The organism is Streptomyces sp. NPDC059897, from assembly GCF_042730865.1.
Taxonomy (GTDB): Bacteria; Actinomycetota; Actinomycetes; order Streptomycetales; family Streptomycetaceae; genus Streptomyces.
On the sequence record NZ_JBHWKQ010000037.1, the window covers coordinates 1 to 17155 of the forward strand.

Consider the following 17155-nt stretch of genomic DNA (forward strand, 5'->3'; position numbering starts at 1 on the left):
GCCGCGGGCTCCTCGGCGGCGGCCGGCTCCGGCGCGGGGGCGGGCTCGGCGACCGGCTCGGCGGGCTCCGCCACCACGGTCGTCGTCTCGGCCTGGGCGGCGGGCGCACCGGTGGGCGCGGTGGCGCGTCGGGTCGCGCGGCGGCGCGGGCGTCCTGCGGGCGCCGGGGCCTCGGCGGCCGGGGAAGTCTCGGGGGTCTCGACGGGCGCCTCGTCGGCGGCCGGAGTCGGGGTGGCAGTGGCCGGTATGGCCACAGCGGCGTCCTCGGCGGCCTCGCCGGTCGCGGCGACCGGCGGGCCCGCGGGGCGCGAGGCGGCCCGGCGCCGACGGCGCGGGGGCAGGGTGTCGCTGGGGCTGTCCAGCTCGGGGTTGGTGGCTTCGGTCTCGGGCATGCGGGTGGATCTCCCGTCGGGCCTCCGGGCGCCGCGCCTGATCCGTGACCGGTGACGTCTGCGGCTCACGCGCATCGAGTCGAGCGCGGTGCCGCCGGTCCGGGGCGCGGGCGCCGCACGGAGGCTCTTTATGTCTGTTCTCGCCGGTTCCGGTACGCGATGTACGTACGGCCTGGCGAAAGTCCTTGGGTGGGTGCGCTGCCCGACCCAGATGGCTCCCGAGTACGAGGGCGGCGCTACGACGACCGCCTTACGCGGGACCTTCCACGGCAGGCGCCGTCGCGGTGGCAGTGCCTGCGGCCGCCTTTTGTGGGGCGGCCCGGTCTGCCTCGCGGTCGAGCGCGAGCGGGTCGGTCACCGTGCCTGTCTCAGCGTCGAAGAGCCCCTGCGCCAGCCTGGTCACCGCTGCGGGGACCGGCGGCGCCAGGTCGGCCACGGCGCGGAGACCGGACAGGACGTCGTCGGGTCGTACGGCAGGCGTCACGTGCCGAACAACCAGCCGCAGTATCGCACAGGCCGCCTCGCTGGGCCTATCAGCCGGACCAGCCGAAACGTCGGAGACCTCGATCGCGTCCAGGCTGACGACGGCCTCGCGGGCGTCGAACGTCCGGATCCCGCTCTTTGTCTTCCTCTGTACCTCGACGGTCTCCGCGGCGCGGAACGCCTCCGCGGCGCGCGCCGCCTCCTCGACGCTCACGCCGTCGAGCCGCAGCTCCCACACGGAGGCGGTGAGCCGGTCGGCGAGGCCCGAGGTGCGGGCCTCCACGGCGTCCACGATGTCGAGGCCCGTGGGCATCGACTCGTCGAGGAGCTGCCTGAGCTTCTCGAGGTCGCGCGGCGCGGTGAGCGCGATCTCCAGGTACTCGGCCTCACTGCCCGTGCCGGTGGGTGCGGCATTGGCGTAGGACACCTTCGGGTGCGGCGTGAACCCCGCCGAGTACGCCATGGGTACCTCGGCGCGGCGCAGCGCACGCTCGAAAGCACGCTGGAAGTCACGGTGGCTGGTGAACCGGAGGCGGCCGCGCTTGGTGTAGCGCAGTCGGATGCGCTGCACCGCGGGTGCGGGCGGCGGGCCTACGGGCTGTCGCTTGCCCAGTGTCCTAGTCCTTAATGAATGCGGTCTTCGTGGGTGCGGTCGTACTGCTGTCAAGACTACGTCCCTGCGGGCCGCCCGGTTCCCGCAGGTCGCTGACCTGCGGCTGCGGCCGTGGCGCCGGGCCGAGGAGCAACCGTCGCACGTCGGCCCGCGCCTGCCGGGCCGCGGCGCGCACACTCGCGGCCACCCGCCCGACGGGCCGCAGCACGTAGTCACGCACGACGTGCCCGACCGGGGTGAGCACGGTGCGGTACACCCAGCGCAGCGGGTCCACGATCAGCCACCGCAGCGCCCGGCCGACGGCACGGGAGACGTACCCGGCGATCCGCCACGCGAAGCACAGCGCGTTCCAGATCTCGCGCAGCACGACGCCGAGCACCCGGCCGATGGGGGCGAGCACGTACGTCCACAGGGCGACCAGCGGCACCACGATCAACACCCGTACCAGCCAGGCGAGTCCGCGGCCGAACGGCACCAACACGTGGTCCCGCAGCGCCCTTCCGACGGGCGCGAGGACATGGACGTACAGCCACACCGCGGGGACCACGAGCAACACGCGGCCGAGCCAGGCGAGTCCACGGCCGACAGGCGCGAGCACGTACCGCCACAGCATCAGGAACGGCCACACGAGCAGCCCGTACAGCACCCAGCCGATCGCCCGCGCGAGCGGCAGCAGCAGCCACCTGCCGACGAAGCGGCCGACCGCCGCGAGCGCGTCCCACACGAGCCGCACGGGTACCACGACGACGACCATCACGATCCGCAGCGGCAGCCGGATCGCCGTCACGAGGCAGCCCTCGGCGGCGGGTTCGGGGCGCTTCTCCAAGTCCATGTCTCTCCAGACGCGCGGGACGCCGTCGCGGATGCAACCCGGCATGGCCGATCCGGTCCCGTACGTCGTATGTTCGGGGCAGTCCGCAATATCGCGGTTGTGCCTTTAGGGGGAGGAATTACACATGATTACGCTCACCAAGGAAGACGGCCCCGCCGACCTGGACGGGGTGACCCACCTGTCCATCGGGGTGTCCTGGGACCCCACCGCCGGCAGCAGCGGGGGCGTCCTCGGCGCGCTGCGCCGCAAGCAGGGTACGGACCTCGACCTGATCGCCATCGCCATGCAGGGCGCTGATCCGGTGCGCCTGGCGGGGCTCGACTCGCTGGACCCGATGGGCAACGGCTCGCTCGTCCACAGCGGCGACAACCAGACCGGCAAGGGCGAGGGCGACGACGAGACGGTCACCGTCGAGTTCTCCCGCCTCCCGCAGCAGATCACGTCGATCGTGTTCGTGGCGGCCGCGTACAAGAAGGGCAGCTCGTTCCAGAAGGCCCGCAACATCAGCTTCAAGGTCTACGACGCGACGGGCGGCAGCTCCCAGCAGGTCGCCGACATCTGGCCGAGCCTGATGACCAACGACAACGGCTGCGCGGTCGCCAAGGCCATGCGCGTCGGCAGCTCCTGGAAGCTGGAAGTGATCAACACGCCGGGCAAGATCAAGCAGGGTGACGAGCACGCGCTGATGCGGTTCGCCGCCAGCAAGTAGCCCCAAGTACCCAGAAGGGGCGGCCGGTTGGGAACCGGCCGCCCCTTCTTCCGTGCGTACGCGGCTACTTGACGACCGTCAGCGGCAGCAGCTGCTTGCCCGTCGGGCCGATCTGGATCTCGGTGTCCATCGCCGGGCAGACGCCGCAGTCGAAGCACGGGGTCCAGCGGCAGTCGTCGACCTCGGTCTCGTCGAGCGCGTCCTGCCAGTCCTCCCAGAGCCAGTCCTTGTCGAGACCGGAGTCCAGGTGGTCCCAGGGCAGGACCTCCTCGTACGTGCGCTCGCGCGTCGTGTACCAGTCGACGTCGACGCCGTACTCGGGCAGCGTCTTGGCGGCGCAGGCCATCCAGCGGTCGTAGCTGAAGTACTCGCGCCAGCCGTCGAAGCGGCCGCCGTCCTCGTAGACGGCGCGGATGACGGAGCCGATGCGGCGGTCACCGCGCGAGAGCAGGCCCTCGACGATGCCGGGCTTGCCGTCGTGGTAGCGGAAACCGATGGAGCGGCCGTACTTCTTGTCGCCGCGGATCTTGTCGCGCAGCTTGGCGAGGCGCTCGTCCGTCTCCGTGGAGCTGAGCTGCGGCGCCCACTGGAACGGGGTGTGCGGCTTGGGCACGAACCCGCCGATCGACACCGTGCAGCGGATGTCGTTGCCCGCGACCTCGCGGCCCTTCGCGATGACGTTGGCCGCCATGTCGGCGATCTGGAGGACGTCCTCGTCGGTCTCGGTGGGCAGGCCGAGCATGAAGTACAGCTTCACCTGCCGCCAGCCGTTGCCGTACGCGGTCGCGACCGTACGGATCAGGTCCTCTTCGGAGACCATCTTGTTGATGACCTTGCGCATGCGCTCACTGCCGCCCTCGGGGGCGAAGGTGAGGCCGGAGCGGCGGCCGTTGCGCGTCAGCTCGTTGGCGAGGTCGATGTTGAAGGCGTCCACGCGGGTGGAGGGGAGGGACAGACCGATCTTGTCCTCCTCGTACCGGTCCGCCAGGCCCTTCGCGACCTCACCGATCTCGGAGTGGTCCGCCGAGGACAGCGAGAGCAGGCCGACCTCCTCGAAGCCGGTCGCCTTGAGGCCCTTGTCGACCATCTCGCCGATGCCGGTGATGCTTCGCTCCCGCACGGGGCGCGTGATCATGCCGGCCTGGCAGAAACGGCAGCCGCGGGTGCAGCCGCGGAAGATCTCGACGGACATCCGCTCGTGGACCGTCTCCGCGAGCGGCACCAGCGGCTGCTTCGGGTACGGCCACTCGTCGAGGTCCATGACGGTGTGCTTGCTGACCCGCCACGGCACGCCCGACCTGTTCGGCACGACGCGGCCGATGCGGCCGTCGGGCAGGTACTCGACGTCGTAGAAGCCCGGGATGTAGACGCTGCCGGTCTTCGCGAGGCGGAGCAGGACCTCCTCGCGGCCGCCGGGCCTGCCCTCGGCCTTCCACTGGCGGATGATCTCGGTCATGTCGAGCACGGCCTGCTCGCCGTCGCCGATGATCGCGGCGTCGATGAAGTCGGCGATCGGCTCCGGGTTGAAGGCCGCGTGGCCGCCCGCGAGGACGATCGGGTCCTCGACCGTGCGGTCCTTGGACTCCAGCGGGATGCCGGCCAGGTCGAGCGCGGTCAGCATGTTCGTGTAGCCGAGCTCGGTGGAGAAGCTGAGCCCGAAGACGTCGAAGGCCTTCACCGGGCGGTGGCTGTCGACCGTGAACTGCGGGACCTCGTGCTTGCGCATGAGTTCCTCGAGGTCCGGCCACACGCTGTAGGTGCGCTCCGCGAGCACGCCCTGGCGCTCGTTGAGCACCTCGTAGAGGATCATGACGCCCTGGTTGGGCAGACCGACCTCGTACGCGTCCGGGTACATGAGCGCCCAGCGGACGTCGCACTCCTCCCACGGCTTGACCGTGGAGTTCAGCTCACCGCCGACGTACTGGATCGGCTTCTGCACATGCGGCAGCAGGGCTTCGAGCTGCGGAAAGACAGACTCCACCGGCGAGGCGGCGGGTTCGGCAGACATAACCGTTGACCTTCGTGAGCTGACAGGGGTGACCATCAAGCCTAACCCGCCGAAAGGTCCGGCTTTGCCGCCCGCTCCCAGACCTCCGGCAGCTCCCGCTCCCGGTCCGCCGCGGAGGCCTGTTCCTGGCCGTACAGCAGGCCCCAGGTGAAGGCGGTCTCCCCCGCCGCGTGCGCCTGGATCGCCAGGTCGCGCAGGGCCTCGCGGGCGACCACGCTGTCCTGGTGGTCGCCGAGCAGCGACTGCACGTCCTTCATGCCGCGGGCGAACCGCTTGGCCTGCTTGCCGAGGGCGGGCGCCGCGGTCTCCCCCGCGTACCGGGCGCGCTTGGCGGCCTTGCGGGCGTCGTGCATCGCGAGGTCGCGGTCGTGGCCCGCGGGCAGCGCCAGGGCGTGCTCGATGCGGGTCGCGAGGCGGGCGTGGTCCTTGAGGGCGGCCTTGGCGAAAAACGGCGCGGCTGGCTTGGCGGCCCGCGGCAGGAGCGGCGGCTCGGCGAGCAGCGCGTCGAGGGCTCGCAGCAGGTCCAGGTAGCGCTTGCCGTCGAGCACCGCGACCGTGTGCCGGCGCGAGCCGTGGCGGCGGGCGACGGCCCAGATGCGCAGACGGCCGCGGACGGGGCCGAGCAGCAGGGTGCGGGGCAGCGCGTCCATCCGGCCGGTGATCCGCTCGGTGAGCACCTCGCGGTCCCGGTCGATGCCCAGCTCCCCGGCGAGCCACTTCAGCTCCTCGCCGACGGGTTCGGTGACGGCGGGGTCGAGCACCTTCTTGTACGTCTTGAACGCGCTGCGGATGCGGCGGGTCGCCACGCGCATCTGGTGCACGGAGTCCGGCAGGTCGCGGCGTACGGCGGGGTCGAGCTCGACGAGGGCGTCGCGCTGGGCGCGCAGATGGGCGAGGACGTGGTCGCCCGCGGTGTCGCCTCTCGCGGGCGCCTGCGGTTCCGCATGCCGCGCGGCCCCGGTCTCCTCCAGGGCGCGGGCCAGCTTGGAGGCGGAGCCGGAGCGTTCGACGCCGGCCTTGCGCAGCCGCTTCTCGACCTTGCCGAGGAACTCCGGGTCGGCGCCGTCCGCGAGTTCGACCTCGATCTCGGTCCAGGCGGTGGTCCGCTCCCCGTCGGCCCGCTCGGCGCGGACGGCGTCGACGCACACCTCGGCGAGCAGCGAGCCGTCGGCCCCGGTCAGGTGGGAGACGTCCCGCGACGAGTGGAGCCGGACGACGGGGATCAGCTCGTCGCCGCGGACCCGGGAGCGTACGAGGCCCGCGAGGGCGCGCGGCAGGGTGGCGGAGGGCGGTGCCTGCACCTCGTCGCGGACGCCCTCGCTCAGGGCGACCGGCAGTTTCAGGTGCCAGCCCGCGTCGTCGCCGCCGGTGCGGCGGCGCAGGGTGATCCGGTCGGTGGCGAGGCGCTGGTCCTCGGTGTCGTAGTAGACGGCGTCGAGTTCGACGACGCCCTTGTCGACGACGGCCGATACGCCGGGGACCTTGAGCAGGTCGGGCAGCCGGAACCGGCCGGTCGGGGCGTCGTACTTTCGCTCGATCTCGCGCTTCGTCTCCGCCATAACCTGAATTTAGGCGTCAGCGGCGCCGGGGCCAAGGTCCCGGGGACTCACGCCGACATCGGCCGCTGCACCTTGATCGATTGCAGCAGCCCCACCGCCACCCACACCGCGAACATCGACGAACCGCCGTACGAGACGAACGGGAGCGGGAGGCCCGCCACCGGCATGATGCCGAGCGTCATGCCGACGTTCTCGAAGGACTGGAAGGCGAACCAGGCGATGATGCCCGCCGCGACGATCGTGCCGTACAGCTCGGTCGTGCCGCGCGCGATCTTGCACGCCCGCCACAGCACCACACCGAGCAGCAGCAGGATCAGGCCCGCGCCCAGGAAGCCGAGTTCCTCACCGGCCACCGTGAACACGAAGTCCGTCTGCTGCTCCGGCACGAACTGGCCGGTGGTCTGCGAGCCGTGGAAGAGGCCGGAGCCGGACAGGCCGCCCGAACCGATCGCGATGCGCGCCTGGTTGGTGTTGTAGCCGACGCCCGCCGGGTCGAGCGCGGGGTTGGCGAAGGCCGCGAACCGGGCGATCTGGTAGTCGTCCAGGACGCCCAGCTTCCAGACCGCCACCGCGCCCGCCGCGCCGACGCCGATGAGCCCGAGCACCCACCGGTTCGAGGCGCCCGACGCGAGCAGCACGCCGAGCACGATCATCACCATCACCATGACGGACCCGAGGTCCGGCATCAGCATGACGATCAGCATCGGGACGGCGGCGAGGCCGAGGGCCTGCAGCACCGTGCGGTGGTCGGGGTGCTCCCGGTCCCCCGCGTCGACGCGGGTCGCCAGGATCATCGCCATGCCCAGGATGATCGTGATCTTCACGAACTCGGAGGGCTGAAGGGAGAATCCGCCGCCGATGACGATCCAGGCGTGCGCCCCGTTCACGGTCGCGCCGAGCGGGGTCAGCACGAGGAGCACGAGGAAGACGGAGATGCCGTAGAGGATCGGCACGGCCGTGCGCAGCGTGCGGTGGCCGAGCCAGACGGTGCCCGCCATCAGCGCGATGCCGATGCCGGTGTTCAGCAGGTGCCGGAACAGGAAGTAGTACGGGTCGCCCTGGTTGAGCTCGGTCCTGTTGCGGGTCGCCGAGTAGACGAGCGCGGCGCCGATGAACGACAGCGCGATCGCCGAGAGCAGCATCGGCCAGTCGAGCCTGCGCATCACCGAGTCGCGGGCCATGAGCCGCGTCATGGTGGAGCGCTGCGGCCCGTAGCCGGAGACGGAGAAGCCGTTGCCGGTCACCGGTCAGTCCCTCCTGCTGTTTCCGTACGAGGAGGTGGGCAGCGTCGCCGCCAGCTCCTGCTGGGCGGGCGTCGTGTCCTTGCCCGGCTGGAACGGCTTGATCTCCGGGGCGTCGATCGAACCGTCCTTCTCGATCTTCGGCAGGTTCTTCTGCGGCTCGGGCAGCAGGGCCTTCTTCTTGTCGATGCCGCCCTTGCTGTCGACGCCGTAGAGCGCGTCGTAGATCTTGCGGACGGCGGGGCCCGAGGCTCCGGAACCCGTACCACCCTGGGCGATCGTCATGACGACCGAGTAGTCCTTCGTGTACGTCGCGAACCAGGAGGTCGTCTGCTTGCCGTAGACCTCGGCGGTACCGGTCTTGGCGTGCATCGGGATCTTGTCCTGCGGCCAGCCGCCGAAGCGCCAGGCGGCGGTGCCCCGGGTGGCGACACCCGCGAGGGCGTCGTTGATCTGCCGCTGGGTCTGCTTCGTCATGGGCAGCTTGCCCTGCGACTTCGGGGCGATCTCGCTGACCTGCTTGCCGTCGGGGCTGATCACGGCCTTGCCGACCGCGGGCTGGTACAGGGTGCCGCCGTTGGAGATGGCCCCGTAGATCCTGGCCATCTGGATCGGCGTGACGAGCGTGTCGCCCTGGCCGATGGAGTAGTTGACCTCGTCACCGGCGCGCATCACGTTGCCCTGGCGGCAGTTCTCCCAGTTGAGCCGCTCGACGTAGGAGCCGCCCTTCTTGCCGCCCTTGCACCAGGCGTCCTTGTTGGCCTTCCAGTACTGCTGCTTCCACTTCCGGTCGGGGACCCGGCCCTCCACCTCGTTGGGCAGGTCGATGCCGGTCGTCTTGCCGAGGCCGAACTGGTGCGCCGTCTTGTAGAAGGCGTCGTCGGCGTTGACGCCGCCCTTCGGGTTGATCCCGCCGAGCTTCTGCCACTCGCGGTGGGCGAGGCGGTAGAAGACGGTGTCGCAGGAGACCTCGAGCGCCTTGCCGAGGTCGATCGAGCCGTACCCCTTGGACTCGAAGTTCTTGAAGACCTGGCTGCCGATCGAGTACGAGCTGGAGCACTCGTACCTGTTGCTGAAGTCGTAGCCGGCGTTGACCGCGGCGGTGGTCGGGATGACCTTGAAGATCGAGCCGGGCGCCGACTGGCCCTGGATCGCCCGGTTGAGCAGCGGGTAGTTGGACTGCTTGCCGGTGAGCTTGTCGTAGTCCTTGCCGGAGATGCCGCCGACCCAGGCGTTCGGGTCGTACGTCGGGTTGGAGGCCATCGCGACGACGCGGCCGGTCTTGGCCTCCATCACGACGACGGAGCCGGAGTCGGCCTTGTAGTTCTCGTTGGTGTTCTTGTCGAACTCGTGGCGGGCGGCCTTCATGGCCGCGTCCAGCTCCTTCTCGGCGACGGCCTGCACGCGGGCGTCTATCGACGTCACGACGTTCGCGCCCGGCTCGGCCTTGTCGCTCTTGGCGCGGCCGATGACGCGGCCGAGGTTGTCGACCTCGTAGCGGGTGACGCCTGCCTTGCCGCGCAGGTCCTTGTCGTACGTGCGCTCCATGCCGCTGCGACCGACCTGGTCGGAGCGCAGGTACGGCGAGTCGGAGTTCTTGGCCTTCTCGATCTCCGCGTCGGTGACCGGGGAGAGGTAGCCGAGGACCTGCGCGGTGTTGGAGCCGCCGGGTCCCGCGTAGCGGCGCACGGCGGTGGGCTCGGCGGTGATGCCGGGGAAGTCCTCGCTGCGCTCGCGGATCTGCAGGGCCTGCTTGGGCGTGGCCTCGTCGGTGATCGGGATGGGCTGGTACGGCGAGCCGTTCCAGCAGGGCTGCGGCGTCTTCGCGTCGCAGAGCCGGACCTTCTCCTGGATGGTCTTGGGCTGCATCCCGAGGACCTTGGCGAGCTTGGTGAGGACGGCCTTGCCCTCGTCGTCCATCTTCATCAGGTCGGTGCGGGAGGCGGAGACGACCAGCCGCGTCTCGTTGTCGGCGAGCGGGATGCCGCGCGCGTCGAGGATCGAGCCGCGGGTGGCGGGCGTGACGACCTGCTGGACGTGGTTCCCCGAGGCCTCCTTGGCGTACTCGTCGCCGTTGCGGATCTGGAGGTACCAGAGCCGGCCGCCGAGGGTGAGCAGGAGGGAGAGGACGAGGATCTGGAGGATGATGAGGCGGATCTGGACGCGTGGCGTCCGGCCCGTTTCAGGAATGTTGGTCATGGGCGCAGCCCATTCGTTGGAAGGGCGGTGGTGGGCGACGGGAGGGCATTGGTCACGGTGGCGTGCTCCCCCTCTCAGTACGAGGACGTGTACGAGTACGAGTAGGTGTACACGCCGAAGCTGTGCGTGCCTGCGGTGTCGTCGGTCAACTGCCGTGCGCTCACAGGCGCTTGACCCCCTTGATGCGGCCCGCGCGGGAGGCGCGCGCCTTGACCGACTTCATGCGCAGGCCGCCGCGCTGGCCGCCACCGATGCTCAGGCCCGTGCCGCCGCCGGAGAGCCAGCCGGAGGAGACGTCCGCGGCCTTGGCGGAGCCGCCGGAGGAGTCGCCCAGCGGATCGTTCTCGGCGCGTCTGGCGAGCCACATCACGCCCGGCACCACGAAGGGCGCGAGCAGCAGGTCGTAGAGGGCCGCGGTGAAGATGAGGCTGCCGAGGCCGACGTCGCGGGCGGCGGTGTCGCCGACGAGCGCGCCCACGCCCGCGTACAGCAGGGTCGTGCCGATGGCGGCGCCGACGACCACGAGCATGGGGCCGGCCGCCGAACGCAGCTGCCCGTTCTCGGGCTTGGCGAGGCCCGCCAGGTAGCCGATGACGCAGAGCACGAGGGCGTAGCGGCCCGCGGCGTGGTCGGCGGGCGGCGCGAGGTCGGCGAGCAGTCCCGCGCCGAAGCCGACGAAGGCGCCGCCCACGTGTCCGTACACGAGGGCGAGGCCGAGGACGGTCAGGAGCATCAGGTCGGGGACGGCGCCGGGCAGTTGCAGCCGGGCCAGGATGCAGACCTGGAGGACGAGGGCCACGACGACAAGGGCCGTGGAGAGCAGCATCCGGTTGAAGCGCATGATTCCTTGCTCCTCCTGCTACTGCTGGTCTGCGTTGTTGTCCGCGGCGTTCTCGCCCGCGGCGTTCTCGCCGTTGCCCTCGGCGTTGCCCCCGGCGTCGGCGCCCGGGGTGGCCGTCACCGTCACGGTGGGCGTCGGCTTCGGCTTGGCGGGCTTCTTCGGCAGCACCGTGTCCCGCGGGTCGGTGCGCGGCGCCTGTACGACGACCCCGACGATGTCGAGCTTGGTGAAGCCGACGTACGGCTGCACGTAGACGGTGCGGGTCAGGTCGCCGCCGGACGGGTCGACGCGGACGACGCGGCCGACCGGGACGCCCGGCACGAACGGCTTGTCGGCCTGCGAGCCGAAGGTGACGAGCCGCTCGCCCTTCTTCACCTTGGCCTTGCCGTTGAGGAGCTGGACGCGCAGCGGGCGGTCGCCCTGCCCGGACGCGAAGCCCAGCTCGTCGGACTTCTCCATGCGGGTGCCGACGGTGAAGTCCGGGTCGTTGGCGAGCAGCACCGTGGCGGTGTTCGGGCCGACGGTGGTCACCCGGCCGACAAGACCGTCGCCGTTGAGCACCGTCATGTCGCGCTTGAGGCCGTCGTTCGCGCCGGCGTCGATGGTCACGGTCCAGGAGAAGCCCTGCGCCGAGCCGATGGCGATGACCTGGGCGCCCTTGATGCCGTACTGGCCGGCGCCCGCCGTCTTGAGCATGGCGTCGAGCTGGCGGACCTTGCTGCGGTTGCGGTCACCGCTGCCGAGCTTCGCCTTCAACGCGGCGTTCTCGTGCTCCAGTTCGCCGATGCGGCTGTGCCGCTCGTCGGAGTCGCGGACCGCGCTTATGGCGTTGCCGATCGGGTCGACCGCGCCCGAGACCCCGTTCTCCACGGGGCCGAAGACCGTCGCGGCGGCGTGCCGGGCACCGTCGACGGGCGAGTCCTCGCCGCCGCGGATGTCCACCGTGATCAGCGCGAACGCGATGGCGACCAGCAGCACCAGGAGCAGCCGGCTCTCTCGTGTGTCCCTCACGTGCGGCGGCCGTGCCTTCCTCTGTCGATTGCGTCGAGCGGTGCTCGGCCGTGCCGAGCGATGCTGGGGAGGATTTCTTATGCCTTGCCTATATATCAACGATCCGCCGCACGAGGTGGCAGGCACTCGTACGGCGGACGTTTTCGCTTCACATCATCTGCGCGGCGAGGCGTCCAGAACCTGCTGGAGCGCCTCGAACTCCTCGACGCACTTGCCGGAACCGAGCGCCACGCTGTCGAGCGGGTCCTCGGCGATGTGGATCGGCATGCCGGTCTCGCGGCGCAGCCGCTCGTCGAGGCCGCGCAGCAGGGCGCCGCCACCGGTGAGAACGATGCCGCGGTCCATTACGTCACCGGACAGCTCGGGCGGGCACTTGTCGAGGGTGGTCTTCACGGCGTCGACGATCGCGTTGACCGGTTCCTCGATCGCCTTGCGGACTTCCGCCGCCGAGATGACGACGGTCTTGGGCAGCCCCGACACCAGGTCACGGCCGCGGATTTCGGTGTGTTCGTCGGAGTCGAGGTCGTACGCGGAGCCGATCGTGATCTTGATCTGTTCGGCGGTGCGCTCACCGAGGAGGAGCGAGTACTCCTTCTTGATGTGCTGGATGATCGCGTTGTCCAGCTCGTCGCCCGCGACGCGGATGGACTGCGCCGTGACGATTCCGCCGAGCGAGATCACCGCGACCTCGGTGGTGCCGCCACCGATGTCGACCACCATGTTGCCCGTGGCCTCGTGGACCGGGAGCCCGGAACCGATGGCCGCGGCCATGGGCTCCTCGATGATGTGCACCTGGCGGGCACCGGCCTGCGAGGAGGCCTCGATGACCGCGCGGCGCTCGACGCCGGTGATGCCGGACGGCACGCAGACGACGACACGGGGCCGGGCGAGGTAGCGCCGCTTGTGCACCTTCAGGATGAAGTAGCGGAGCATGCGCTCGGTGATCTCGAAGTCGGCGATCACGCCGTCCTTCAGCGGGCGGACGGCCACGATGTTGCCCGGCGTGCGCCCGATCATCTTCTTGGCTTCGGCGCCGACCGCGAGGATGCCGCCGGTGTTGGTGTTGATCGCGACCACGGACGGCTCATTGAGCACGATCCCTCGACCCCTGACGTACACCAGCGTGTTGGCGGTCCCGAGGTCGACAGCCATGTCACGGCCGATGAACGACATTGAGTTCCCCATCAGGATTCGTCTGGCCTTCCCAAGTGGAGCGTTTGATGGCTTGTCAGGTAGGCGAGAGGGTGGACGCGGTGTGGCGTGGAGGCTCCATCGTAGTCTCGCCTGCACGATCACGGCGCGAGGGTCTTCGCCATTGTCAGCATGGGAGTCCCCGCCCCGCTAATGGGGACGTCCCGACGGAGGAGTGCGTTCCCCCAATCGGGCCGCATATGCAAAAGAGCGGCCCGAATTCTCGGGCCGCTCCTGGTCAGTGGCGCTCCGTGACTGACGCTGCATCAGAAAACGAACTCGCCGGTCTCATGGAGCGGACACCGGGTGTCTCACGGGAGTGGGCCGAAGTCCGGAATACGGGAAGCCCCGGACAGCCGGGACGGTCGGCCCCTTCGCCCCATTACGAGAAATCGGGGAAGAAAAGCTTCAGCTCACGCTCGGCGGACTCCTCGGAGTCGGAGGCGTGGATCAGGTTCTCACGAACAATGCTGCCGAAGTCGCCGCGGATCGAACCGGGCGCGGCGGCGATCGGGTCCGTGGGGCCGGCCAGCTGGCGCACGCCCTCGATCACACGCTCGCCCTCGACGACCAGGGCGACGATCGGGCCCGAGGACATGAAGTCGACCAGCGGCTCGTAGAACGGCTTGCCCTTGTGCTCGCCGTAGTGCGCCTCCAGGGTCTCCTGGCTCAGGCTGCGCAGTTCGAGCGCGCTGATCGTCCAGCCGGCCTTGCGCTCGATGCGGCCGATGATCTCGCCGATCAGGCCGCGGCGAACGGTGTCGGGCTTGAGCAGGACGAGCGTGCGCTGGGTCATTCGCGGGACTCCTTGTAGGCCTAGGTGTGCGGTGACGCCCGAGGTTACAGGGCGTGACCACCGCCCCGGCAGGCGGGCGGGCGGCTCAGGCCTGCTCGGCCTGCGCCGCCCAGCGGGCCTTCGCCTCGTCGACCTTGCGGCCGAAGTGCACCGAGGCCCACCACAGGCCCGCGAAGCAGGCGCCGAGGAAGAACATGACCGGGACGAAGAAGCCGCTGATGATCAGGGCGATCTGCAGCGCCCAGCCCAGCTGCACGCCGCCCGGCCGCGTCACCATGCCGCACAGCAGCACGCTGAGCAGCATCGCGACACCGCTCACCGTCCACACCACGGTGGCCGACAGGTCGGGTTCCTTCATGGCGACGAGCCCGGCGAAGCCGATGACGAAGAACTCGGCGAGCAGCGTCGAGGAACAGAGAATACGCACGGCGGTCAGCCCTTCCCCAGGAGCAGCCGGGCCTCGCCGACCGTGATGACGGAACCGGTGACGAGCACTCCCCCGCCCGCGTACTCGCCCTCTTCCTCGGCGAGTGTGATCGCGGCCTCGAGGGCGTCGTCGAGGCGGGGCTCGACCTGGACGCGCTCGTCGCCGAAGACCTCCACCGCGATGCCCGCCAGTTCGTCGGCGTCCATGGCGCGGTGGCTGGAATTCTGCGTGACGACGACCTCCGCGAAGATCGGCTCGAAGGCCTCAAGGAGCCCCCGCACGTTCTTGTCGCCGCTGGCGCCGACGACGCCGATGAGGCGGCTGAAGTCGAAGACCTCGCCGATCGCCTCGGCGGTGACACGGGCGCCCGCCGGGTTGTGCGCGGCGTCGAGCACGACCGTCGGCGAACGGCGCACGACCTCCAGGCGGCCCGGCGACGTGGCCGAGGCGAAGGCGGTGCGGATCGTGTCGATGTCGAGCGGGCGCGCGTGCTCCGAGCCGATGCCGAAGAACGCCTCGACGGCGGTGAGCGCCACCGCCGCGTTGTGCGCCTGGTGCGCGCCGTGCAGCGGCAGGAAGATGTCCTCGTACTCGCCGCCGAGCCCGCGCAGCGTCACCAACTGGCCGCCGACGGCGACCTCGCGGCGGACGACGCCGAACTCCAGGCCCTCGCGGGCCACGGTGGCGTCCGCCTCCACGGCCTTCTTGAGGATCACCTGCGCCGCGTCCACCGGCTGCTGCGCCATGATCACGGAGGCGTCCTGCTTGATGATCCCGGACTTCTCGCCGGCGATCTCGCCGGGCGTCTCCCCGAGCCGGTCGGTGTGGTCCAGGTCGATGGGGGTGATGACCGCGACCGAGCCGTCGATCACGTTCGTCGCGTCCCAGCTGCCGCCCATGCCGACCTCGACGACCGCCACGTCCACCGGGGCGTCGGCGAAGGCCGCGTAGGCCATGCCGGTCAGCACCTCGAAGAAGGAGAGGCGGTACTCCTGCTGGGTGTCGACCATCTCGACGTACGGCTTGATGTCGTCGTACGTCTCGATGAAGCGCTCATGGTCGATCGGGGCGCCGTCCAGGCTGATCCGCTCGGTGATCGACTGGACGTGCGGCGAGGTGTACCGGCCGGTGCGCAGGTCGAAGGCCGTGAGCAGGGCCTCGATCATGCGGGCCGTGGACGTCTTGCCGTTCGTACCCGTGATGTGGATCGAGGGGTACGCCTTCTGCGGCTCGCCCAGCACGTCCATCAGCGCGGCGATGCGGCTGACGGACGGCTCCAGCTTCGTCTCGCCCCAGCGCGTGGCGAGCTCGGCCTCCACCACCCGCAGCGCCTTCTCCACCTCGGGGTCCTGCGGGCGGGCCGGGATGCCGTCGCCCTGCGGCGGGGCCGACTGCGTGCGCAGCGTGCGGCTGCCCGCCTCGATCACCGCGAGGTCGGGGTCGCGGGTGGTCTCTTCGCCGACGATCTCTTCGAACTGGTCGGCGTCGTCGGGGTTGTTGGGGAAGCCGTGGTCGCTGCTGTCGCGCGGGGGGAGGTCACTCACACACGCCAGTCTACGGAGGTCCACCGACAGCGCGCCCGACGCCACCCGTCGTCCCGGTTCGGGACCTTGGACCTGTCCGTTTCGGGACCTTGGTCCCTCCGGAACGCCCCGCCGCCCGGCAAACTTGCTGATCATGGACATAGGCATCGATCTCGGCACCGCCAACACCCTTCTCTACGTGCGCGGTCAGGGCATCGTGCTGAACGAACCCTCGGTCGTCGCCGTGAAGGCGGCCGGGAAGCCGGGCGGGAAATCGGGCGGGAAGTCCGGCGGCAGGCCGGGCGGTCGCGGCGACGTGCTCGCCGTGGGCAGCGAGGCGAAGGAGACCATCGGGCGCACGCCGGGCTCGATCACGGCGATCCGGCCGCTGCGGGACGGCGTGATCAGCGACTACGAGGCGGCCGAGGCGATGATCCGGCACTTCGTCCGCAAGGCGGTCCCGGGGCGCCGCCCCCGCACCCGCATGGTGGTGTGCGTGCCGAGCGGGGTCACTCCGGTGGAGCGGCGGGCCATCGAGCACGCGGCGCAGCGGGCCGGGGCGAGGACCGTGCACCTGATCGAGGAGCCGATGGCGGCGGCGATCGGGGCGGGCCTCCCGGTCGCGGATCCGCGCGGGTCGATGGTCGTGGACATCGGCGGCGGCACGACCGAGGTGGCCGTCATCTCCCTTGGCGGCGTGGTCACTTCGCAGTCGCTGCGGGTCGGCGGCGACCGCTTCGACGAGGCGATCACGGACTACGTGCGCAAGGAGCACGGGCTGCTGATCGGCGAGCGCACGGCCGAGGACATCAAGATCGCGATCGGCTCCGCGTGGCCGGTGCCCGGTGAGGACGCGTTCGAGATGCGGGCGTTCACCGTGCGGGGGCGGGAGAAGGTGGCGGGCCTTCCGAAGACGGTCGAGCTGACGGTGCGCGAGGTGCGGGCCGCGCTCGACGAGCCCGTGGAGGCGGTCATCGCCGCGGTGAAGGCGACGCTGGAGGAGTGTCCTCCGGAGCTGTCGGGGGACGTGATGGAGCACGGGATCGTCCTGACCGGCGGGGGCGCGCTGCTGCCGGGGCTCGATCTGCGGATCGCCTCCGGCACGGGGATCCCGGTGTTCGTCGCGGACGACCCGCTGGACAGCGTGGCGCTGGGGTGCGGGAAGTGTGTTGACGATTTCGATGGGCTGCAGCGGATGCTGGCCGCGTAGGCCTCCGGCGGTTCGGCGCGTGTTCGATGGGGGCTGCGCCCCCTCTCGCTGTCTTGCCGGTGGGTGGTTCGTTTCGTGGGCGGGTGCCGTGCCGCTGTGGTTTGCGCAGTTCCCCGCGCC

Annotated in this window: 15 protein-coding genes; 2 read left to right on the plus strand and 13 right to left on the minus strand. The window is 70.5% G+C overall.

The window, feature by feature from the left end; genetic code table 11:
• The 3 genes from ACFV9W_RS30460 to ACFV9W_RS30470 form a co-directional block, all read right to left on the minus strand.
• Positions 1-392 (minus strand): hypothetical protein (locus ACFV9W_RS30460; RefSeq protein WP_385767219.1); only part of this gene is annotated, 392 nt, incomplete at its 3' end.
• A gap of 250 nt (positions 393-642) precedes the next feature.
• A complete protein-coding gene (locus tag ACFV9W_RS30465; protein ID WP_385767221.1) occupies positions 643-1446 on the minus strand; it encodes a TIGR03936 family radical SAM-associated protein in 804 nt (267 codons plus the stop codon).
• Positions 1447-1492: 46 nt separating this feature from the next.
• Positions 1493-2320 (minus strand): hypothetical protein, encoded by an 828-nt coding sequence (locus ACFV9W_RS30470; protein ID WP_385767224.1) that lies wholly within the window; start codon positions 2318-2320, stop codon positions 1493-1495.
• Positions 2321-2444: 124 nt separating this feature from the next.
• Here ACFV9W_RS30470 and ACFV9W_RS30475 point away from each other — a divergent pair, with 124 nt between their 5' ends.
• A complete protein-coding gene (locus tag ACFV9W_RS30475; protein WP_385767227.1) occupies positions 2445-3029 on the plus strand; it encodes a TerD family protein in 585 nt (194 codons plus the stop codon).
• A gap of 64 nt (positions 3030-3093) precedes the next feature.
• Here ACFV9W_RS30475 and ACFV9W_RS30480 read toward each other — a convergent pair whose 3' ends face one another.
• The 10 genes from ACFV9W_RS30480 to ACFV9W_RS30525 all read right to left on the minus strand — a co-directional run bounded on the left by ACFV9W_RS30480 (position 3094) and on the right by ACFV9W_RS30525 (position 15846).
• Positions 3094-5037 (minus strand): TIGR03960 family B12-binding radical SAM protein, encoded by a 1944-nt coding sequence (locus ACFV9W_RS30480; RefSeq protein ID WP_385767230.1) that lies wholly within the window; start codon positions 5035-5037, stop codon positions 3094-3096.
• 41 nt (positions 5038-5078) lie between these two features.
• Complete coding sequence (locus ACFV9W_RS30485) at positions 5079-6596, minus strand: CHAD domain-containing protein (protein WP_385767232.1); 1518 nt, start codon at positions 6594-6596, stop codon at positions 5079-5081.
• Between the two features lie 47 nt (positions 6597-6643).
• The gene (gene rodA, locus ACFV9W_RS30490) at positions 6644-7840 is read right to left on the minus strand and encodes a rod shape-determining protein RodA (RefSeq protein WP_385767235.1); all 1197 of its coding nucleotides are present in this window, start codon (positions 7838-7840) and stop codon (positions 6644-6646) included.
• Between the two features lie 3 nt (positions 7841-7843).
• On the minus strand, positions 7844-10036 hold the full coding sequence (mrdA, locus tag ACFV9W_RS30495) for a penicillin-binding protein 2 (RefSeq protein ID WP_385767238.1): 2193 nt from the start codon (positions 10034-10036) through the stop codon (positions 7844-7846).
• A gap of 160 nt (positions 10037-10196) precedes the next feature.
• Positions 10197-10877, minus strand: coding sequence for a rod shape-determining protein MreD (gene mreD / locus ACFV9W_RS30500; protein WP_385767240.1), 681 nt, complete (start codon positions 10875-10877; stop codon positions 10197-10199).
• A gap of 18 nt (positions 10878-10895) precedes the next feature.
• A complete protein-coding gene (gene mreC, locus ACFV9W_RS30505; protein WP_385767242.1) occupies positions 10896-11888 on the minus strand; it encodes a rod shape-determining protein MreC in 993 nt (330 codons plus the stop codon).
• A 153-nt stretch (positions 11889-12041) separates the two neighbouring features.
• Positions 12042-13061: a rod shape-determining protein gene (locus ACFV9W_RS30510; protein ID WP_266719674.1), complete on the minus strand. Its 1020-nt coding sequence runs from the start codon at positions 13059-13061 to the stop codon at positions 12042-12044.
• 400 nt (positions 13062-13461) lie between these two features.
• The gene (gene ndk, locus ACFV9W_RS30515) at positions 13462-13875 is read right to left on the minus strand and encodes a nucleoside-diphosphate kinase (RefSeq protein ID WP_385767246.1); all 414 of its coding nucleotides are present in this window, start codon (positions 13873-13875) and stop codon (positions 13462-13464) included.
• An 85-nt stretch (positions 13876-13960) separates the two neighbouring features.
• Positions 13961-14302 carry a DUF4233 domain-containing protein gene (locus ACFV9W_RS30520; RefSeq protein WP_385767248.1) on the minus strand — a complete coding sequence of 114 codons (342 nt, stop codon included), beginning with the start codon at positions 14300-14302 and terminating at the stop codon, positions 13961-13963.
• A 5-nt stretch (positions 14303-14307) separates the two neighbouring features.
• A complete protein-coding gene (locus tag ACFV9W_RS30525) occupies positions 14308-15846 on the minus strand; it encodes a bifunctional folylpolyglutamate synthase/dihydrofolate synthase (RefSeq protein ID WP_385767251.1) in 1539 nt (512 codons plus the stop codon).
• A 133-nt stretch (positions 15847-15979) separates the two neighbouring features.
• Here ACFV9W_RS30525 and ACFV9W_RS30530 point away from each other — a divergent pair, with 133 nt between their 5' ends.
• Positions 15980-17035, plus strand: a complete 1056-nt coding sequence (locus ACFV9W_RS30530; RefSeq protein ID WP_385767254.1) for a rod shape-determining protein — start codon at positions 15980-15982, stop codon at positions 17033-17035.
• Positions 17036-17155 lie beyond the last annotated feature (120 nt).